The sequence below is a fragment of the Micromonospora sp. CPCC 205539 genome, assembly GCF_036906815.1.
Taxonomy (GTDB): Bacteria; Actinomycetota; Actinomycetes; order Mycobacteriales; family Micromonosporaceae; genus Micromonospora.
In genome coordinates, this window is sequence record NZ_JBAKHW010000019.1 from 122261 (window position 1) to 142576 (window position 20316).

Sequence of the window (20316 nt, forward strand, 5' to 3'; positions counted from 1 at the left end):
CAGGATGGCTTGGTGCGCATCCGTCCCATCTCGCCCGAGCTTCTCGTCGCCGAGCTGACCGACCGGCTCGCCGATGCCGCGGCGAAAGCCGCGACCGTCGAGCGGCTGCGGGTCGCGGTGGACGGCGCTCCCGCCGCCGGCCCGGACGAGTTGGCCGCCGCGCTGGTCGACCCGCTTCGGGCCCGGGGCCGTCCCGTGCTGCACGTCCGGGCCGCCGACTTCCTCCGGCCCGCCTCGCTGCGCTTCGAGTTCGGTCGCAACAGCCCGGACGCCTACTACGAGGGTTGGGTGGACGAGGCCGGGCTGCGCCGGGAGGTGCTCGACCCGACCGGCCCCGGCGGCCACGGACGGGTGCTTCCGTCGCTGTGGGACGCCGCCGCCGACCGTGCCAGCCGCGCCCGCTACGTCGACCTGCCGCCCGGCGGTGTGGTCCTGGTCAGCGGCGCGTTGCTCCTCGGCGGCGGGCTGCCCTTCGACGTCACCGTCCACCTGGAGGTGTCCCCGGCGGCGCTGCGGCGGCGTACCGAGCCGGGCCAGGAGTGGACCCTGCCGGCCTTCGACCGGTACGCCGAGGAGGTCGTCCCGGCCAGCTTCGCCGACGTGGTGGTCCGGGTCGAGGATCCCCGCCGTCCCGCGCTCGTGGAGCCCGACGCCGACGCCTGAACCCGCCGAAAACTGGCCGGTTTGGTCGACCAGTCGGGCGGGTACTCGCCCGGCTCACAGAGCGCGGGTGACGGCCCGCGTACCGAATGCGACCGTGACCGGGGCCAGCCCGCCGCTGACCTGCCGGTTTACTCAAGGCTCAGGAAAGGCAGGCAGCGATGCTCGTCCACGACACGGTCGGTACGGGCCGTTCCCAGGTGGAGATCGACCAGATCCGGCTCTCCCTCCAGGCGCGCTACGACGAGCTGTCCGCGGAGTACGAGCAGGCCATGCTGCAGAGCCAGGTCCTGCGGCTGGTGGAGGTCGGCGACACCGCTGGCGACGACCAGGCCGACAGCGGCACCAAGACGGCCGAGCGGGACACCGCGCAATCCCTGCTGCGGACCATCCTGGACCGTCGAGCCCAGTACGAGCGCGCCCTCGGCCGGCTCGCCGAGGGCACCTATGGCTGGTGTGAGGGCTGCTCGGCGGCGATCCCGGTGGAGCGGCTGGAGATCTTCCCATCCGCCACCACCTGTGTGACCTGCAAGCAGACCCGTGAGCGGCGGGCGGCCTGAGCGACGTCGGCGGTTGCCGGTCGGTCCGGGACGCGGTGGACTCCTTCCATGGGTGAGATCCTGGTGGGCACGGCGTCCTGGACCGACCGCACGCTGCTCGACTCGGGGTGGTATCCGCAGACCGCGGACACGCCGGAGAAGCGGCTGGCGTACTACGCCCGGCAGTTCCCGCTGGTCGAGGTGGACGCCACCTACTACGCGCCGCCCGCCGAGGCGACCGCGCGGCTCTGGGCCGAGCGCACCCCGGAAGGCTTCACGTTCAACATCAAGGCGTTCAGCCTGCTGACCGGGCACCCCACCAAGGTCAGCGCGCTCTACAAGGACCTGCGGCCCGAGACCGACAAGAAGAACGTCTACCCCGACGACCTGCCCGCGCAGGCGTACGAGGAGGTGTGGACGCGCTTCCTGTCCGCGTTGGACCCGCTGATCGAGGCGGGCAAGTTGGGCGCGCTGCTGTTCCAGTTCCCGCCCTGGTTCACCATCAAGCGGGACAACAAGCAGTATCTGCTGGAGGTGGCGAAGCGCTGCGCGCCACTGCGGCCGGTCTACGAGTTCCGGCACGCCTCCTGGTTCGACGGTGCCAACGCCGACGAGACGTTGGCGTTCCTGCGCGAGCACAAGCTGCCGTACGTCTGTGTGGACATGCCGCAGGGGCACCGCTCGTCACTCCCGCCGGTGCTGGCCGCCACCGCGGACCTCGCGGTGATGCGCTTCCACGGGCACAGCGACAAGTGGACCAGCAAGGACATCCACGAGAAGTTCGGGTACGACTACTCGAAGCGTGAGCTGGCCGACTGGGCGCCGAAGCTGCGCGAGTTGGCCGACGACGCGGAGCAGACGCACGTCCTCATGAACAACTGCTACCGCGACTACGCGCAGACGAACGCGACGACCCTGGCGGGTCTGCTCGGCGTCGACTGACTCACCCGATCGGGGTGGGGCCGCCTCACCCGCCCGAGCGACAGGCTGGACGTGTGCGCGTGGCCCGCCCAGGGCCGGCGCCGGAGACGACTCGGAGGTGACGGGGAATGACGGCTCGAGTGGTGACTGATCGACGGCGCGGTGCCGTCCTGCACGTGGTCGGCACGGCCGACAACGCCCGACGCGCCCCGCAGGGCAGCCCGGTCCGGGCGCGACGTGGCCCGGTGGGGCCGCCGCCCCGGACCGACGAACGACGGTGGGAGACCCCGGAACGGGGGACGACCGATGGCTGACCCGCTGATCTCGGCGTTCGACAGTTCGCTGGACAAGACGAATCTGATCCTCAAGGACATCGAGACCGCCTACGGGTGGCCCAAGGACCGACGCAACCAGTCGTACGCGGCGCTGCGCACGGTCCTGCATCTGCTGCGCGATCGACTGGCGGTGCAGGAGAGCGTGGAGTTCGCCCAGCAGTTGCCGGTGCTGGTCCGGGGGATCTACTTCGACGGGTGGAACCCGTCGGACGTGCCGATCAAGCTCAACCGGGACGACTTCCTCTACGAGGTCCGCCAGGGCTTCCCGTACGACGTGGAGGGCGGCCCGGAGCGGTTGGCGCAGGTGGTGCTGGACACGCTGCGTCGGCACGTGACCCAGGGCGAGTGGCAGGACGTGAAGGCCACCATGCCCAAGGACCTCGCCCGGATGCTGCCCTGACGCCACGGGGGCCAGCCACTGGTGAACTGCCCATGTCGCCCTAATTCGGCGTCTACGGTGTGGGTTAGAGAAGATCGCGCGTGGGGTACCACCCGCTGCACGACGGACCCCGGCGCACGGGCGGGGCGGCACACCCGAGGGAGTACCGATGGCACTCAACGACGACGACATGCAGACCACGGGCGGCGGCGGCCTGGAGGGCCCGGCCGACGGCGGTGCGACCCCGGGTCACCAGGATGGTGGCGCTGACGGTGGCGCGGAGGGCCCGGCCGACGGTGGCGCTACCCCGGGTCACCAGGATGGTGGCGCTGACGGTGGCGCGGAGGGCCCGGCCGACGGTGGAGCTACCCCGGGTCACCAGGACGGTGGCGCTGACGGTGGCGCGGAGGGCCCCGCCGACGGCGGTGCCACCCCGGGTCACCAGGACGGTGGCGCCGACGGCAGCGCCCGGTAGCTCCGTCATGACGTACGTTGATCCGCCGGGCGGCCACGGCCGCCCGGCGGTTCCGTCCGCGGCGGCCGCCGCGGCGCTGGCACGCTGCGTCTCGGTCGAGCCGGCCAAGTTCGCCGCCGCGCACTGGGGGCACACCCCGCTGCTGTCCCGCGCCGCCGAGCTGCCCGACCCGGCCGGGTTCACCGACCTGTTCAGCCCCGCCGACGCCGACGAGCTGCTCAGTCGGCGTGGCCTGCGTACCCCCTTCCTGCGCGTCGCCAAGGACGGCCAGCTCGTGCCGGCGGCGCGGTGGACCGGCGGTGGTGGCGCCGGCGCCGAGATCGGCGACCAGGTGCTCGACGAGAAGATCCTGGAGCAGTACGCCGGCGGCGCGACCCTCGTCGTGCAGGGTCTACACCGGATCTGGCCGCCGCTGGTCGACTTCGCCCGCGACCTGGGCCTCGCGCTGAACCAACCGCTGCAGATCAACGCCTACCTCACCCCGGCGGGCAGCCAGGGCTTCGCCACCCACTACGACACCCACGACGTGTTCGTGCTCCAGGTCGACGGCCGCAAGCACTGGCGGATCCACCCGCCGGTGTTGCCCGACCCGCTGGAGAAGCAGACGTGGGGTGGCCGCGCCGACGAGGTCGGCGCCACCGCGCAGGGCCCCGCCGCGCTGGACGTGGTGCTGGCCCCCGGTGACGCCCTCTACCTGCCGCGCGGGTGGCTGCACAGCGCGCAGGCGCAGGATGCCAGCTCGCTGCACCTGACCGTGGGCATCCGCGCGCTGACCCGGTACGCCATGGTCGAGGAGCTGCTCGCGTTGGCCGCCGAGGACCAGCGGCTGCGGGCCAGCCTGCCGTTCGGCACCGACGTGGCCGACCCGGACGCCATCGAACCGGAGCTGACGGAGACGGTGGAGGCGCTTCGGGACTGGCTGCTGCGCGCCGACCCCGCCGCCGTCGCGGCGCGGCTGCGGCAGCGGGCCTGGCCGGCCGCCCGCCCGGCGCCGATCCGGCCGCTCGCCCAGGCCGGCGCGCTGGCCGCGCTGGACGCCGACTCCCGACTGACCCTGCGTCCGGGGCTGCGCTGGCAGCTCGTGCCGCACGGGCCGGACACGGTGGCGTTGCGGCTCTTCGACCGGACCATAACCCTGCCGACCACCTGCGAACCAGCGGCCCGCGCCCTGCTCAGCGGCGAGGTCACCCGGGTCGGCGACCTCCCCGGCCTCCCCGACGACAACGACCGCGTGACCCTGGCCCGCCGCCTCCTGCGCGAAGCAGTCCTCGTCCCAGCGTGACCCTCGCCCGACGGCGGTGATCAGGAGGTTTGCGTCAGGAAACGTCCCGGCGCTGACGCAAACCTCTTGATCACGGCTTCGCAGGGGGCGCGGGTCAGCGGCCCACGATCAGCAGCAGGGCGGTGGCTACCAGGCCGGCGCCGAGGACCACGGTGATCGGGCGGGGGCCGAGCACCGCGTGTCGGCGGTCGGCCAGCACCCGCGCCGGCACCAGGCCGATCAGCGGGCCGAGCAGGGTCACCACCAGCGCCAGTACGGGCATCCCGACCGCCAGGTCCCCGCCGTACCCGACCCCGAGCGCCCGGGCGCCGGCACCCAGCCCGTACGCCAGCACGGCGCCGGCCACCCCGCACAGCGCCAGCAGCGGGTTGACCGAACCGGGCAACTCGCCCGGTTGCCCGGCCCGGTCGAGCAGGTCCCGGGCGCGACCGAGCAGCAGCACCGGATCAGCGGTGCCGCCGTTGGCCGGCGCGGGTGGGCCGCCGAGGCGGCGGGCGCCGGAGCCGAGCCGCGCGCGTGCCTGCTGCCACAGGTGCGCGACCTCGGCGTCGACCCGTTCCTGCTGCTCCCGTGCCGCGACCAGCTCCACCTCGGCCCGCTCGACCTGGTCAACGGCGTCGGCGACGGCACGGTCGGCCGCCGCGCACTGCCGGTCGTACCAGGTGTGCGCCTCGGCGCGCTGCTCGTGCACCCGGGCGGTCAGCTCGGCCAACCTGCGCAGGTGCGCCGCGTACGTGTCACTGGCCACGGGTTGGTTCATCGTGCCGGTCCATAGGGGATGATCACTTGTCCGGTGCGGTGCACCGCCCGGTCGAAGAAGAGCCCCCGCCACGGTCGGGGATACCAGTCCGGGCCGCCCGTGCCCGGGTAGAGCGAGGCGCCCAACTCGCCGCCGTGCGCGTCCAGCGCCACCCAGGCGCCGATCTGATCGGTACGGGCGGCCGGCCCGCCCAGGTCGGCGCGCATCCGCGCCACCCCCCGCCACCAGGCCAGCACGTGGGTCCGCCGTTCCGGGCCGTCGTGCAGGATCCGGCGCAGGTGCTCCAGGCCGGTGCGGCGGCCGGCCCGTGCCGCGAGCGCGCCGGCCGCCGCGTCGACCGCGAACAGCAGCAGGTAGTGCGCGGTGCCCGGGCCGGTCAGCCCGTCGGCCGTCTCGGCCATCAGCTCGCCGACGGTCTCCTCGTCGTACCAGGCGGCGTCGTCGGCGAGGTCGTCGTAGAGCGCCCGGGCCATCGGGTCGGCGTCGGCGTCCAGGCAGGCGATGGAGTACCGGGCCGTACCCGGCGGGTGTTGGCTGGCCAGCGACCGGGCCGCCGCGTCGAGCACCGCGCACGCCTCGTCCACCCGGGTGCCCAGCACCGCGAGGTTGCGCCCGGGCGCCCGCGGCAGGCGCAGCGCCGCCGAGCGGGACTGCACGTCGATGATCTCGCCGAGCAGGGCCACCGGGCTGCGCGGCGCGGTCCCGTCGGGTGGCGTGGCGAGCGCCCGGTAATCCGGGGCCTCCGCGAGTTGCGGGATCGCGTCGCCGTCGAAGAGCCGGGCCGGCGCCGCGTCGGCGGGACGCATCCGCCAGAGCCGGTGCTGCAGACCGCTCCACGTCTCCCAGTCGCTGGCCGAGGGGATCCGGGCGACCTCGTTGCCCTCCACCATGCCCGACTCGGCGTTGACCACCGCGTGCCAGCGAGGCAGTGACTGCGCCGCGTCGTTGCGCTCGGCGAGGATCCGCAACGCCTTCGGCAACGCGATGCGCAGGGTGAACTGGGCGACCAGCGCGGGGCGACCCCACAGCGCCTCGATGCCGCGGACGTCCTGCGAGGCGAGCACCAGGTGGATGCCCTGCGAGCGGCCCCGCCGGGCCAGGTCCTCCAGGAGGTCGGCCGCCTCCCGGGCGACCACGTCGCGACCGGCCAGCAGCATCTGGAACTCGTCGACCACCGCCACGATGCGCGGCCAGTGCCCGGTCGGGTCGACCGCGCGCAGCTCGGCCAGCTTGGTCACCTCGTGCTTCTTGGCCGCGTCGGCCCGCCGGCGCAACTCCTCGGTGAGGAACCGCAGCAGGGCCAGCCCGAACTCCCGGTCGGTGTTGACGTTGATCCCGACCAGCCGCATGTGCGGCAACCAGCTCGGGTCGCGTCGGCCCTGCGCGAACCGGGCGAAGGAGACGCCCTCCTTGAAGTCGAGCAGGTAGAACTCCAGCTCGGCGGGGGAGTAGCGGGAGGCCAGCGCGCCGATCCAGGCGAAGATCAGGTTGGTCTTGCCGGTGCCGGACGGGCCGCCGATCAGCGCGTGCGGCGGGTAGTCGCCGAGCGTCAGCCGGACCGGTCGGCCCTGGGGGCCCTCGCCGATCGGGGCGGTCAGCCCGCTGGCGGAGTCCTCCCGCCACATCAGCTCCGGCGGGGGCAGCAGGTCGGCGAACGGGGTCGGTGGCGGGCCGGCGTTCACCCGGGCGGCGATCTCCCGGCAGGTCTCGGTGACCAGCGCCGCCGGTGGTGGCGGGTCCAGCCGGACCGGTAGGCCGGACGGGCCGCCGATCCGGGCGCCGGCCTCGGCGACCACCCGCGTGACCGGCGGGTCCTCCGGCAGCGGCACACCACGGACCACCAGGTGCACCCCGCAGGCGGCGCCGGCCCGCACCACCCGGTCCAGTTGCCCGCGCTCGTGCCGGTTGAGCTCGTCGCCGCCGAGCAGCACCGCTATCCGCCACGGCTCGGGGCGGCGGCCGGTCGCGGCGGCCAGTTCCCGCAGGGAGCCGTACTCGCCGGCCAGCACGGTCTCGTTGATACGCCGGATCTGCTCGACCAGGTCGTCCAGGAGCGGACCCAGCCCGCCCGGGCCGACGAAGGTCAGGAGCCCCGCCGTGCCCAGCGGTGCGAAACCGGCCAGGCCGCCGCCGAGGTGCTCCGGGTCGTACCCGACCAGCCGGACCGCGCCCGGTTCGGCCCGGCCGACGGCCCGCAGCAGCAGCGCGGACAGCACCGCGTCGCAGCCGCTCCGGTCGGCCCCGGAGAGGTGCACGTGCCCGGCGTCGAGCAGCGGCACCAGGGCGGGCACCGGGTCGGTGCCGTCGATCCGGACCGTGCCGACGCGCAGCGCGCCGGGCGGCTCGGCGCGCTGGGTGGGGGTCGGCGTCCAACCCGGCCAGTCGGCCCCGGCGCACCCGGGGGCCTCCCGGCGGGCGGCGTCGGCGGCGGCGCGGGCCAGCTCGGTGATGCGGGTCGCGTGCCGGGCGTCGATCTCGGCCAACCGGCGGTCGCGCTGGGCGCCCACCCGGCTCGGGACGGCGGCGGCGGCCCGGCGGACCCGGGTCAGCTGCTCCCGCCCGGCGGTCAGCTCGGCCTGCGCGGCGGAGAGCCGGGTACGGGTGGAGCCCAGCGCCTCGGCGAGGGTGTCCCGGACCCGGGTGGCCAGTTGGCCGCGCCGGTCAGCCATCGGAGCCCCGTCGGCGCGGCGGTGCGGGCGCGTCCCGCCACGGGCTGCCCGAGCGCGGGGCCGGACCGCCGGGTTGCCCACTGGCGGCGCCGGCATTGGCGGGCAGGTCCCGGCCGAGCCGGGCGAACAGTAGCCCGGCCGCCACACCGGCGGTCACCGCGGAGTCCGCGGCGTGCGGCGGCTCTCCGGAGGCGCGGGGCGGCGGCATCCGGCACACCCGGGTCAGCAGCGTCTCCAGCACCGGAGGCGGCAGGCCGGGCAGCAGGTCGCGCACCCGCCCGTCCAACTCCCCGCGCAGTCGCCCGAGGTCGGCGGCGCGTGGTGGATGCCCCAGCAGCTCACCGGCCAGCTCACGCAGCAGCGGTGGGGCCAGTGCCGCCATCCCCAGCCCCACGTCCGCCGGGGCGCGGCGCAGTTCGGTACGCAGTCGGTCCCGGTCGCCGGCGCGGACGCCGCGCACCACGCGGCGGAGCAGCTCCTGTGAGTCGTCCACGCGCTCGTCGGGCTCGTCGGCGCCGCCGTCACGCCCGCCGGTCAGCTCGGCCACCCGCACCGACCACCAGCGGCGCAGCCGGACCTGCTCGGCCGGCTCGGCTGCCACCGCGGTCGGGCCGGCTGCCGGGGGCGCGTCGTGTCGGGGCTCGCCGCCGGGCTGCGGTCGGGGCGGCGGCGCGCCGTCCGCGGCCAGCCCGATCGCGGCCAGGTACGCCGACAGTTGCTCCTGCGCCACCCGCAGCGCGTAGCCGGCGGTCTCGGCGTGCTCGGTGGCTGCCGACAGCTCGGGCACACCCATCGGGTTGGCCGACTCCTGCCGCACCCAGCGCAGTCGCTCGGCGGCCAGGCCGAACTTCTCCAGGGCCTGCCCGAGCAGGCCCACCGGGAACTCTTCGCTGGCGGCGCGGACCTGCCCACCGACGTCCTCGATGATGGACATGGCGGCCTACAGGGTGGAGACGTAGAGCTGCGCCTGCTCCACCGCGACAAGTGTCGCGGCGAGACAATCCTCCAGCTCCTGGCTGGCCTGCGTCAGTGACGCCTGGGCGGCCTCGACCGTCTCGTGCCCGCTGCCCTCGAGCGCGCCGGCCAGGGTCTGCTGCGCCTCGGCCAGCTTTTCGCCGGCGGCCTGCACGGCTGTCTGCCCGTCGCCGATCTGTTGGAGGGCGACATCGATGGCAGCCTTCAGCTCGGCGACGCTCGCCACGGCGGAACCTCCTGGGGGCGGGGAGATCTCCATTAGAGCCTATCGGTGTCCGTGGGAGAACATCCGCCCTGTCGGTGTTCCTGCCCGGCTGTCCGTAAGCCACCCGGATGCGCCGGGAGTCCGTTCTGTGGGAGTCCCAATACGAGAGCTTCTCAACTGTTGGCGGGGGCCTCGCGCAACCAGCGCGGGCCGTACACCTCGGCGCCCAGGGCGGTGACGCGGCCGCGCAGCTCCCGGTCGGCGGTGACCACCAGCCGGCGGCGCTGCGGGTCGGCCGCCACCAGCTCGACCACCGCGTCGTCACCGGAGCCGGCGGCGGAGACCACCCGGACGCCGTCGGTGCCCGGTACGTCCCGCGCGGCGCCCTCGACCACCAGCACCACCTCGACCGGGGCGGCCAGCCGGGCCGGCAGCCCGCCGGCGGCCACCGGCGCCAGCGAGTCACGCAGCCGGGCGGCCGCGCCGGCCCGGTCCCGCCACCACCCGTCCGGACGGGAGCCCACCACGTTGGCGCCGTCCACGATCAGCAGCGGGGTGTCATCCATGCCGTCAGCCTGCCACCGCCGGCCGGTGAACGGCCCGACGCCACTCCCGTACGCCGTCGCCTGCGGCGTTTGTCAGGGCGAGCGCCGGGTAGCCCCTGGCGACCGTGCCGCGCCCGACTGCGGAGGACAGACATGATGGGACCCGGTGACCTCGGCTCCGACCCGTGGGATGAATTCCTGGCCCGGTACTTCGGCCGGGGTGAGGGAGGACGCCGACCGCCACACCGGGTCGACATCACCCGACTGATGACCGCCGACGCCCGGGAGATGCTCGCCGACGCCGCCCGCAGGGCCGCGCAACGGCAGAGCAGCGACCTGGACACCGACCACCTGCTCTGGGCGGCGCTGCAACGCGAACCCCTGCGTGACCTGGTACGCCGGGCCGGCGCAGACCCGGACACCCTGCTCAACGCGCTGGGCGGCAAGGGCGACGGCGCGCCGCGCGGGGAGGTGCCGCCCAACCTGTCGCTGACGCCAGCCGCGAAGCGGGCGCTGCTCGACGCCCACCAGCTCTCCCGGGCGATGGGGGCGAACTACATCGGCCCCGAGCACATCCTGATGGCGCTGCCGCTGAACCCGGAGTCGCCGGCCGGCCGGATGCTCGCCGCCGGCCGCATCCAGCCGGAGTCGTTGCAGGCCGCCAACGCCGAGCGGGGGCCGATGACCGGGCCGAAGCCGGACCGTGGCACCCCGACCCTGGACCAGTACGGGCAGGACCTCACCGAGCTGGCGCGGATGGACCAGATCGACCCGGTGGTCGGACGCGCCGACGAGATCGAGCAGGCCATCGAGATCCTGTCCCGGCGCACGAAGAACAATCCGGTGCTGATCGGCGAGGCCGGCGTCGGCAAGACCGCGATCGTCGAGGGCCTCGCCGAGCGGATCTGCGACGGCGACGTGCCGCAGACCCTGCTCGGCAAGCGCGTGATCCAGCTCGACCTGGCCGGCCTGGTCGCCGGCACCCGCTACCGGGGTGACTTCGAGGAGCGCCTGAAGAAGGTGATCGACGAGATCCGGGCGCACCGGGACGAGCTGATCATCTTCCTGGACGAGATCCACACCCTGGTCGGCGCCGGTGGCGCCGGCAGCGAGGGCGGAATGGACGCGTCCAACATGCTCAAACCGGCGCTGGCCCGTGGCGAGCTGCGGGTGATCGGCGCGACCACGCTGGACGAGTACCGCAAGAGCATCGAGAAGGACGCCGCCCTGGCCCGACGCTTCCAGCCGGTGCTGGTGCCCGAGCCGAGCGTCGACGACACGATCGCCATCCTGCGCGGTCTGCGCGACCGGTACGAGGCCCACCACCAGGTGCGCTTCACCGACGAGGCGCTGGTCGCCGCCGCCGAGCTGTCCGACCGGTACGTCACCGACCGGTTCCTGCCGGACAAGGCCATCGACCTGATCGACCAGGCCGGCGCCCGGGTCCGGCTGCGCACCCGTACGCCCGCGTCGGACGTGCGCGAGCTGGAGCAGGAGCTCGACGACGTACGCCGGGACAAGGAGCAGGCCGTCGCCGACGAGCAGTACGAGCGGGCCTCGTCGCTGCGGGACCGGATCTCCGAGCTGGAGGAGGACGTGCGCCGGGCACACGGCGCCGACGGCTCGTCCTCCTCCCAGGTGCCCGAGGTGGGTCCGCAGGAGATCGCCGAGGTCGTCTCCCGGGCGACCGGGATCCCGGTCAGCCAGCTCACCGAGGAGGAACGCGACCGACTGCTGCGCCTCGAGGGGCACCTGCACCGGAAGGTGGTCGGGCAGGACGACGCGGTCACCGCGGTCGCCGAGGCGGTCCGCCGCTCCCGGGCCGGGCTGGCCGACCCGGAGCGACCGATGGGCAGCTTCCTGTTCCTCGGGCCGACCGGTGTCGGCAAGACCGAGCTGGCCCGTGCCCTGGCCGAGGCGCTGTTCGGCGAGGCGGACCGGATGGTGCGCGTCGACATGAGCGAGTTCCAGGAGCGGCACACCGTGAGCCGGCTGGTCGGCGCCCCGCCCGGGTACGTCGGTTACGAGGAGGCCGGCCAGCTCACCGAGGCGGTACGTCGCCGCCCGTACGCGGTGGTGCTGCTCGACGAGATCGAGAAGGCCCACCCGGACGTGTTCAACATCCTGCTCCAGGTGCTCGACGACGGGCGGCTGACCGACAGTCAGGGCCGGACGGTGAACTTCAAGAACACCGTACTGATCATGACGAGCAACCTCGGCTCCGAGCTGATCACCGGCGCCCAGCGCGCGGTCGGCTTCGGCACCGGGGACGTGGGCAGCGAGCAGGAGAACGACGAGCTGCGGGAGCGGTTGATGCGCCGCCTGCAGGAGAACTTCCGCCCGGAGTTCCTCAACCGGATCGACGAGGTCATCATCTTCCGCCGGCTGGAGGCCGAGCAGCTGCGCGACATCACCGCGCTGCTGTTGGAGGAGACCCGTCGCCGGCTGCACGCACAGGACATCCAGGTGGAGTTCACCACCGCCGGCGTCGACTGGCTCGCCGAGCACGGCTACCAGCCGGAGTTCGGTGCACGCCCGCTGCGCCGGGTGATCCAGCGGGAGGTGGACAACCACCTGTCCCGGATGCTGCTGGAGTCGGCGATCTCGCCCGGGCAGAAGGTCACCGTGGACGCCCGCGACGGCAACCTCACGTTCGACGTGGGGGCCGGCGAGCGGGGTTACGCCCCCGCCACGACGTCGCATCCGCGATGAGCGGGACGGCGCGACGGCCGGAACCCGAGGAACCGCACGAGGCCGCGGAGTCCGCGGAATCGCGCGACGCCGACGACCATCCCGACCCGATCCTGGCGCCGCCCACCGCGAACCCCAGGAGGACGCGGGTGCCGCCAGAGGGCCTGCATCCGAAGACCGACCAGGATGACCCGGAGACGTCCGGGTCGCCGCCCGGAGAGGAGACCTGATGGTACGCGAAACGCGGCTCGACCCCGAGGTGGAAGTGCTCTGGGAGGACTTCCACGCCGAGGTCAACGTCCCGTCGGAGCAGTTGCGCACCTGGCTCATGACCCGGGGCTCCGGGGAGGAGTCGTTCGGGTCGAGCCCGGATCTCGACCTGCCCCAGCCGGGCCGGGAGATCCTCAAGGTGCTGAACAAGCGCAAGGTCGACCTCACCCCGGAGGACATCGAGGTGATGCAGGACGCGGTCGACCGGATCCGTGAGCTGATGGACGCCAAGCCGAAGCGCGGCAACGCCGACGACGACTGGCGGCACTCGCTGCTCGACCTGGGTCACGACCCGCTCGTCGAACGCTGACCGACCACGCCGACGGTGCCGCCCCCGGTCCGGGGACGGCACCGCGGCGTCGGTCAGCCCTGGTCGGGTTCCATGCTGCCGATCATCAGCCCCGCCGCGTCGGCGGCCGTGTCCCGCTCACCACGGGCCCGGTCCTCGCGGCTGAGCAGATTGGCGTACTCGGTGATGTCGGCCGGGTCGGGCACCTCCGGCAGCCGGCGCAGGAACGCCTCCACCTCACGGGTGGCTGCGGTGTGCGCGGCGGCCGCCTGGCGGAGCAGCTCCCGGTCGTCGGCGGTCGGGTAGAGGTCGGTCATGTCCGCCAGATACCCGGCCGGCGGCGGTTCGCACCGCCACCGGCCAGGCATTACCGGCGGTACGCGGCTCAGCTGGTCACGGTCAACCGCCACCGCTGGTTGGGGGTGCCGGTGCAGGTCCACTGGATCAGCGGTGCACCGTCGGCGGTGGAGTTGCCGTTGACGTCCAGGCAGAGCCCGCTGTGTCGGGCCTTGAGGTCGTACACCCCGGTGGTGGCCGTGGGCACCGCCTGCCACTGCTGGCTGGTGGCCGTACCGCAGGTTTGTTGGACGACCGCGGCGGCGGTGGCGGTGGAACCGCCGGTCACCGCCATGCACTTGCCGCTGTGCACGGCCCGCAGCGTGACGAAACCGCCGCCGGCGTCGACCGCCTGCCATTTCTGGTTGGCGCCGCCGGTGGCCGCCCACTGGTGGACGACGGCCCCGTCGGCGGTGGACACCCCGTTGACGTCGGCGAGCTTGCCGCTGTGCTGGGCGGTGAGGGTGTACGTCTTCCCGGCGATCCCGCCGGTGGGCGTGGTGCCGACCCCGGCGCCGCCGAAGGTCATCGAGTCCACGTCGAACGAGTTGTCCTGGCCGGACCGGAAGACCAGGTAGAGCTTGTGGGTGCCGCCGAGCGCGGCCACGTTCACCGCGGGTTGTTGCTGGTAGGCGTCCCAGCCGCCGGTGTTCGGCACGGCCTGGGTGGCGAGCAGTTGCCCGGTCGGCGAGTCGGCGCGCAGCTCGACGGTGCCACCGCCGGACGGCGAGGAGACCCGCAGGCTGATCGTGCTGATGCCCTGGAGACTCATCGGGTCGAACATGATCCAGTCACCGTTGCTGACGTCGCCGATCCGTTTGCCGCTCTCCGCGCCGGCCTGCTCGACGACCCGCACCCCGGACTGGGCGGTGAAGAACTCGGCCTGCTTGTGCTTGGGTTGCAGCAGTGCCCGGCCGTACCCGGTGAGCGCCGGCACGCCGTTCGCGCCCCGGTCCTGGTAGCGGGCGTTGAGCACGTAGTACAGGTTCGCGCCGTCGGGGTGGCCGCCGAGCAGGTCGGTGGAGATGGTGCCCGAGCAGCCCGGGTAGTCGGTGGTGCCGTGCTCGTGGTCGTCGTGCCCCAGCGCCGGGTTGACCAGCACCCGTGGGCAGTCGATCGTGCCGTCCTCCGGGTCGGTGACGGTGACCGTGTACGCGACCTGCTGCCCGAACTCGAGCATCCCGCCGTTGGGCGGGCCGGTGATCCGTACCGTCGGGGCGGTGTTGCCCACGGTGATCGGGACGTTCGCGAAGGCGCTGCGACCGGTGTTGTCCCGCACCGTGAGCCTCGCGGTGAAGACACCGTTGGCGGTGTACGTGTACGTCGGGTTGGCGGCGGTGGAGTCGGTGCTGCCGTTGCCGTCGAAGTCCCAGGCGTACGTGATGGTGTTGCCCGGGTCCGGGTCGGCGGACCCGGCGCTGGAGAACTGCACGGCCAGCGGCGCGCGCCCGTTGGTCGGTGTGCCGGAGGCCCGGGCGAGGGGGGCTCGGCCGCCGCTGACGTAGTCGATCCGGTAGAGCCCGGAGTCGTTGTTGCCGCCGCCGAAGTTGGAGCCCCACTCCAGCAGGTACAGCGCGCCGTCGGGGCCGAAGCGCAGATCCATCGGCTTGACGAAGTTGCCGGCCGGGAGGAACGGGTTGATCTTCACGAGCGCCCCGTTCGCGTCGAAGTGGATCTCCTTGAGGTAGTTGCGGGACCACTCATAGAAGAAGTGCACCCCGTCGTAGTACGCGGGGAACTTCGTCGGCGACGGGTTGGCGGCGTTGTACCGGTAGACCGGCCCGCCCATCGGCGCCGCCCCGCCGGAGCCCACCTCCGGGAACTGCGGGGACGCGCCGTAGCCGTACCAGACCTGCGGCTGCACCAGCGGCGGCAGCGTGGTCAGGCCGGTGTTGTTGGGCGAGTTGTTGACCGGGTTGGCGCAGTTGAACTTCGCCCCCACCACGCCGGTGTCCGGGTTGTACGGCGCGTACGGCTGGTTGTTTCCGTGGCAGAACGGCCAGCCGAAGTTGCCGGCCTGCTTGATCACGTTGAGCTCGACCAGCCCTTCCGGGCCACGCTCGGTGGTCGGTCCGCCCCGGTCCGGCCCGTAGTCGGCCAGGTTGACCCACCCCCGGACGGGGTCGACGGAGAACCGGAACGGGTTGCGGAAGCCCATCGCGTAGATCTCCGGCCGGGTCTTCGCGGTGCCCGGCGCGAACAGGTTGCCGCTGGGCACGGTGTACGTCCCGCCCGGCTCGGGGTGGATGCGCAGCAGTTTCCCGCGCAGGTCGTTGGTGTTGCCGGCGGAGCGGGCGGCGTCCAGGAAGCTCTTGCCCGGCCGCCAGTCCAGCGGCGCGTAGCCCTGCCAGGCCGGGTCGTAGTTCGGCGGACTGTCGTCGCCGGTGGACAGGTAGAGGTTGCCGCCCGGGCCGAAGGCCAGGTAGCCGCCGGTGTGCCCCGGCTCGGGGAAGCTGCGGTCCCGGTACGCCGGCACCTCCAGCAGCACCTTCTCGCTGCTGGTGTCGAGGGTGTCGCCGGTGATGGTGAACCGCGACAGCCGGTTGACGTCGGTCGCGCTGGCCTGGGGCGAGTGGTAGAGGTAGATCCAGCCGTTGGTGGCGAAGTTCGGGTCCAGTGCCAGACCGACCAGGCCGTCCTCGCCGCCGGTGTAGACCGGCAGGGTGCCGGCGGTGACCGTGCCGCTGGTGGCCGGCTTGAAGATCTTCAGCTGACCGGCGCGCTGGGCGTAGAAGACCCGCCCGTCGGCCGCGACGTCCAGGGCCATCGGGTCGGCGGTGTTCTGATCGAGGGACACCTTCTCGAAGTTGCCCCAGACGGTGCCGCCGCAGTCACCGGCGGCCACCCCGGCCGCCCACTGCACGCCGCCCAGCACGTGCTGACGGAAGAACGCCTCGGTGTACGACGCCTTGGCGTGGCCCATCGCGGTGGTCCACACCCGCGACGCGCCGACGTTGCGACACCAGGAGATCGGGTGGTCCGCGCCCATCGCGCTGCCGCCCGGGTTGTAGGTGCTCTCGTCGGCGGTGACCAGCACGTGCACGTCTCCGCGCGGGTTCTTGTCGAAGTTGTACCACTCCTCGCTGCGCTGCCAGCGGTCCGGCAGCCCGGTCGTCGAGGGGTGCACCTTGTCGGCGACGTGCGCGGTCCCGGCCAGCACCCCGGGGGAGTGCTCGGGCATGTGCGCGCCGGCGTTGACCAGGTCGTCCCACCATCCGAAGGCGCTCTCGATGCCCATGTCGGTGGCGTTGTGGATGGCTGCGATCCCGCCGCCACCCGCGACGTAGCTCTGCAGGGCCTGGCGCTGGGCGTCGTTGTCCCACACCATCCCGGAGGTCTGGAACATCACCACCACGTCGAAGGTGGCCAGGTTGGCCGCGGTGAAGACGGCGGAGTCCTCCGAGTGCACCACGGTGAAGCCGTTCTGGGCGGCGAGGTCGTTGAACATGGCGATGCCGTCCGGGATGGAGTCGTGCCGGTAGCCGGCCGTCTCGGAGAACAGCAGCGCGCGGAACGGTGCCGCGGCGGTGGCCGGGTTGGCCGGCCCGACCAGTAGGGACAGCAGCAGGGTGCACAGCGCACCCAGTACGAGGTGTCGGCGGCGCATGCCGGCTCCCTTCCTCGAAATGCGGAAGTGGCCGCCCGACGAAGCCGGGCGGGAGGGGTCGCGATACGCCGCCGAATGGGTTTCCCCCGCGCTCGCCGTGGTGCTGTCGCCACCCTCCGCCAGCAATCGATACATGTCAACGTCTAATGCAGAGATTGCGAAATCACCGCAAGTTTCGGGAGATTTCGGGGCAGGGCTCGTCGCACCGCCGGCCGAGGGTGCCCCGGCGGTGCGACGAGCCCGGTGCTGTGGACTTGTCCCGGCCGCCTAGCGGGCGCTCGCCGTCGCCCGGTCCAGCAGGGCCCGGAGGAACGCCAACCCGGCGGTCGCGAGCTGGTCCTGACTCGGAGCCAGGGGCCGCCAGATCGCCGCCGCCGTGGCGATGGTGCGGTTCTCCGCCGTGAACGACTCGATGCACAGCGGCCCGGTGTAGTCGACGTCGCGCAGCGCCGCGACGATGCCGGGCCAGTCCAGATGGTCGTTGCCCGGCGCGCCCCGGTCGTTGGCGCAGACCTGCACGTGCGACAGGCGCTCGCCGACGGTACGGATCGCAGTGGGGATGTCGCGCTCCTCGATGTTCATGTGGAAGGTGTCCAGCGCGATACCGAGCCCGGGGATGCCGTCGACGACCTCGAGGGTCTGCTCGGCGGTGTTCAGGAGGCTGGTCTCGAACCGGTTCAGCGGCTCCAGGGCAAGGGTGACCCCCTGCGCGGCGGCCTCCTCACCCAGCGGCCTCAGCCGTTCACGCAACCGGCGTACGGTCGCGGCCCGGGCGTCGCGGTCCAGCAGCCAGGTCCGGCCGACCGGCGCGTAGATCGGACCGGCCACCACGCCGGAGCCGACCCGGGCCGCGGCCCGGACGCAGTACCGCAGGTAGTCGCCGGTCCGCTCGACCACCTCCAGGTCGTCGGTGACCAGGTCCCGCCCCGGCGGCATCACCGCGCAGACGGTCGCCGTCAGCCCGAGCCCGGCCAGCAGGTCCGCCGTGCGGTCCGGGTCCCAGTCGCCCGGCGACTCGATCGGCAGCTCGATGGTGTCGAAGCCCCAGCCGCGAATCCGGGGTGCCAGATCCGCCAGCCGCGCGTCGGTCAGGGGTGAGACCCAGATCCAGGTGTTCGCGCCGACGGCGACGGTCACTGGGTGCCACCCCAGTTCTGCGGGAAGCCGGGCATCTGCTCGCAGCCGCACAGGGCGTAGTGCAGGGGCGGCAACTGCGGCAGCAGGTACTTCGACAGGTTGTCCGAGGCGATGGTCGGCTGGGGCAGCACCCACTCCTTGGCGACCGGCTTGCCGTTCAGGATGTCCAGCGCCGCGATGATCGGCGTACGCCACTGGTAGGTGGGGTAGGTGGGTGCGATGGCGGTCAGCTTCTTGTCCTGCCAGAGCCGCAGGAAGTCCTGCTGGTCCTCACCGGTGATCGCCGGCACCTTCTGACCGGCGTCCTCGAACGCCTCGGCCGCCGCGACCGAGGTGGCCCCGGCGTCCATCCACACGCCGTCGATGCTGCCGTAGCGCTCCAGGTAGTCGTTGACGATGGTCTTCACCTTGGCCGCGTCGCCGTCGGTGAACTCCACCCCGACCACGTCCACGTCCGCCTTGTCGAAGATCACCTTGGCGGCCGACCAGCGCGTCTCCAGCACGTCCACGCCGGGCAGGATCCGCAGCGCGAGGATCTTGCCGTTCTTCTTGACCTCGCCGGTGAGGAACTCGGCGGCGGTGGCGCCGAAGGCGTACCCGCCGACCGGGTGGATGAAGGTCACCGGGCAGTCGGTGTTCACGCCACGGTCGAAGACGATCACCGGTAGGCCCGCCTGGCAGGCCTTCTCCACCGCCGGGGTGAGCGCGGCAGTGGTGTTCGGCGAGACGATCAGCGCGCTGCACTTCTTGCTGGCCAGCAGGCCGTCGATGTCGCTGATCTGCTTGTCGTCCTTGCCCTCGGCGTCGACCGCGGTCAGCGCGGCGATCTCCGGGTGCAGCTTCGCCTCGGCCTGCATGGTGGTCCAGCCGACCACCCGCCACGGGTTGTTCACGGCGGCGTTGGAGAAGCAGATGGTGTGCTTGCCCGCCTTCTTGTACTTCGTGGTGTCGAAGGGTTGCGGGTTGATCGCCTGCAACCACGGCTGGTCGGCCGGCCCGGTCGGCGCGGTGTCGCGTTGGGCGATCTGCCGGTCGTAGTCGGCCTGGACGAAGAAGGTCGACTGCTGACCGGTGCCGCTGCCGGCCGGGCCGTCGTCGCCGTCTTCCGGGGCGGTCGAGGTGCAGCCGGCGGCGACGACCAGGACGGCGGCGCCGAGCACCGCGAACAGGGATCGCATCGGACGTCTCATGGGCTTCTCCTCGCGACGGGTCGAGGCGCGGCGTCAGCCGGACCGGCGTAGCCGGTGTGCGGCGTACGCGGCCGCGCCAATGATGATCAGGCCCTGCACCGCGTCCCGCAGTGACTTGGCCAGGCCGAGCAGATTGAGCAGGGTGAACACCGACTGCAGGGTGAGCGCGCCGGCCACGGACGCGCCGACGCTGCCGCGCCCCCCACCGAGCACCGCGCCGCCGAGCACGACGGCGGCGATCGCCTGGAACTCGTAACCCGCACCGGCCTCGGCGGTGACCCCGGTGAAGCCGCCGAGGAGGATCCCGGCGACCACGGCCGAGAGGCCGGACAGAACGAAGGCCGCGGTCCGCACCCGGCGGACGTCGACCCCGGAGAGCGCGGCGGCGCGGGGGTTGCCGCCGGCCGCGTACACCTGGTGACCGAAGCGGCTGTGCGACAGCAGCAACCACAGGCCGACCCCGACGGCGGCCAGGATCAGCACGGCGTACGGCAGTTGACCGAACCCGGGCAGCTCCACGCCGAAGCGACCGAACTGGCGGAAGTTGTCGGCCAGCGAACCGCGCGGCGCGCCACCGGACCAGAGGAAGACGGCCCCACTGAGCACCAACAACATGCCCAGCGTGGCGATGAACGAGGGCACCCGCAGCCGGGTGGTGACCAGCCCGTTGACCAGCCCGACCAGCGCACCCCCGGCGAGCAGCAACGGGATCAGCCACCAGGTGTGGGCCGCGTCGCCGTCGGACAGCCGGGCGGCCACCACCACGACGGCGGTGACCAGCGCGCCGACCGACAGGTCGAACTCACCGGCGATGATCACGTACACCTGGCCGGCGGCGAGCACCGCGAGGGGCGCGCAGCGGCGCAGGAAGGCCAGGAACGGCGCCGGCTCGACGAAGGTGGGGTTGCGCCAGGCGATCAACAGGATCACCACGGCCAGCACCAGCCAGATCGGCGGCACCGCGCGCAGCAGCCGCCGGGCCCGCGCGCCCGCCGGCTCCTGCGGGGGTACGGCGGAAGGCTGCGCTCCCGGCTCGGCGGTCGTGGTCATC

At 73.0% G+C, this 20316-nt stretch carries 19 protein-coding genes; 9 read left to right on the plus strand and 10 right to left on the minus strand.

Annotated features, from left to right (window positions below; genetic code table 11):
* The first annotated feature begins 12 nt into the window (after positions 1–12).
* The 7 genes from V6V47_RS18640 (at position 13) to V6V47_RS18670 (ending at position 4591) form a co-directional block, all read left to right on the plus strand.
* Positions 13–663, plus strand: coding sequence for a uridine kinase (locus V6V47_RS18640; protein ID WP_334629541.1), 651 nt, complete (start codon positions 13–15; stop codon positions 661–663).
* A 158-nt stretch (positions 664–821) separates the two neighbouring features.
* Positions 822–1220, plus strand: a complete 399-nt coding sequence (locus tag V6V47_RS18645) for a TraR/DksA family transcriptional regulator (RefSeq protein ID WP_334629542.1) — start codon at positions 822–824, stop codon at positions 1218–1220.
* Between the two features lie 48 nt (positions 1221–1268).
* Complete coding sequence (locus V6V47_RS18650) at positions 1269–2141, plus strand: DUF72 domain-containing protein (protein ID WP_334629543.1); 873 nt, start codon at positions 1269–1271, stop codon at positions 2139–2141.
* 107 nt (positions 2142–2248) lie between these two features.
* A complete protein-coding gene (locus V6V47_RS18655; RefSeq protein WP_334629544.1) occupies positions 2249–2434 on the plus strand; it encodes a hypothetical protein in 186 nt (61 codons plus the stop codon).
* Entirely contained in the window at positions 2427–2855 is a 429-nt protein-coding gene (locus V6V47_RS18660; protein ID WP_334629545.1) for a DUF2267 domain-containing protein, read from the plus strand. Before V6V47_RS18655 ends, V6V47_RS18660 begins: the two co-directional genes overlap by 8 nt.
* Positions 2856–3003: 148 nt before the next feature.
* Positions 3004–3309 (plus strand): hypothetical protein, encoded by a 306-nt coding sequence (locus tag V6V47_RS18665; RefSeq protein WP_334629546.1) that lies wholly within the window; start codon positions 3004–3006, stop codon positions 3307–3309.
* Between the two features lie 7 nt (positions 3310–3316).
* Positions 3317–4591, plus strand: coding sequence for a cupin domain-containing protein (locus V6V47_RS18670; RefSeq protein ID WP_334629547.1), 1275 nt, complete (start codon positions 3317–3319; stop codon positions 4589–4591).
* A gap of 94 nt (positions 4592–4685) precedes the next feature.
* Here the strand turns inward: V6V47_RS18670 and V6V47_RS18675 are convergent, their stop codons facing one another.
* The 5 genes from V6V47_RS18675 to V6V47_RS18695 all read right to left on the minus strand — a co-directional run bounded on the left by V6V47_RS18675 (position 4686) and on the right by V6V47_RS18695 (position 9766).
* On the minus strand, positions 4686–5351 hold the full coding sequence (locus tag V6V47_RS18675; protein ID WP_334629548.1) for a hypothetical protein: 666 nt from the start codon (positions 5349–5351) through the stop codon (positions 4686–4688).
* On the minus strand, positions 5348–8020 hold the full coding sequence (locus V6V47_RS18680) for an FtsK/SpoIIIE domain-containing protein (protein WP_334629549.1): 2673 nt from the start codon (positions 8018–8020) through the stop codon (positions 5348–5350). Before V6V47_RS18680 ends, V6V47_RS18675 begins: the two co-directional genes overlap by 4 nt.
* The gene (locus V6V47_RS18685; RefSeq protein ID WP_334629550.1) at positions 8013–8954 is read right to left on the minus strand and encodes a hypothetical protein; all 942 of its coding nucleotides are present in this window, start codon (positions 8952–8954) and stop codon (positions 8013–8015) included. Before V6V47_RS18685 ends, V6V47_RS18680 begins: the two co-directional genes overlap by 8 nt.
* Before the next feature lie 6 nt (positions 8955–8960).
* Positions 8961–9221, minus strand: a complete 261-nt coding sequence (locus V6V47_RS18690; RefSeq protein WP_334629551.1) for a hypothetical protein — start codon at positions 9219–9221, stop codon at positions 8961–8963.
* 152 nt (positions 9222–9373) lie between these two features.
* On the minus strand, positions 9374–9766 hold the full coding sequence (locus V6V47_RS18695) for a hypothetical protein (protein WP_334629552.1): 393 nt from the start codon (positions 9764–9766) through the stop codon (positions 9374–9376).
* A 132-nt stretch (positions 9767–9898) separates the two neighbouring features.
* On the opposite strand from V6V47_RS18695, the gene V6V47_RS18700 reads away from it, so the two are divergent.
* On the plus strand, positions 9899–12457 hold the full coding sequence (locus V6V47_RS18700; protein WP_334629553.1) for an ATP-dependent Clp protease ATP-binding subunit: 2559 nt from the start codon (positions 9899–9901) through the stop codon (positions 12455–12457).
* Positions 12458–12665: 208 nt separating this feature from the next.
* Positions 12666–13016, plus strand: coding sequence for a DUF3140 domain-containing protein (locus V6V47_RS18705; protein ID WP_334629554.1), 351 nt, complete (start codon positions 12666–12668; stop codon positions 13014–13016).
* A 53-nt stretch (positions 13017–13069) separates the two neighbouring features.
* Here the strand turns inward: V6V47_RS18705 and V6V47_RS18710 are convergent, their stop codons facing one another.
* The 5 genes from V6V47_RS18710 to V6V47_RS18730 all read right to left on the minus strand — a co-directional run bounded on the left by V6V47_RS18710 (position 13070) and on the right by V6V47_RS18730 (position 20315).
* The gene (locus V6V47_RS18710; RefSeq protein ID WP_334629555.1) at positions 13070–13312 is read right to left on the minus strand and encodes a hypothetical protein; all 243 of its coding nucleotides are present in this window, start codon (positions 13310–13312) and stop codon (positions 13070–13072) included.
* A gap of 68 nt (positions 13313–13380) precedes the next feature.
* Complete coding sequence (locus tag V6V47_RS18715) at positions 13381–16938, minus strand: ThuA domain-containing protein (protein ID WP_334629556.1); 3558 nt, start codon at positions 16936–16938, stop codon at positions 13381–13383.
* 267 nt (positions 16939–17205) lie between these two features.
* The gene (locus tag V6V47_RS18720) at positions 17206–18075 is read right to left on the minus strand and encodes a sugar phosphate isomerase/epimerase family protein (protein ID WP_334629557.1); all 870 of its coding nucleotides are present in this window, start codon (positions 18073–18075) and stop codon (positions 17206–17208) included.
* Positions 18072–19265, minus strand: coding sequence for a substrate-binding domain-containing protein (locus V6V47_RS18725; RefSeq protein ID WP_334629558.1), 1194 nt, complete (start codon positions 19263–19265; stop codon positions 18072–18074). The genes V6V47_RS18720 and V6V47_RS18725 overlap by 4 nt, the downstream gene beginning before the upstream one ends.
* 33 nt (positions 19266–19298) lie before the next feature.
* Positions 19299–20315, minus strand: coding sequence for an ABC transporter permease (locus V6V47_RS18730; RefSeq protein WP_334629559.1), 1017 nt, complete (start codon positions 20313–20315; stop codon positions 19299–19301).
* Position 20316 lies beyond the last annotated feature (1 nt).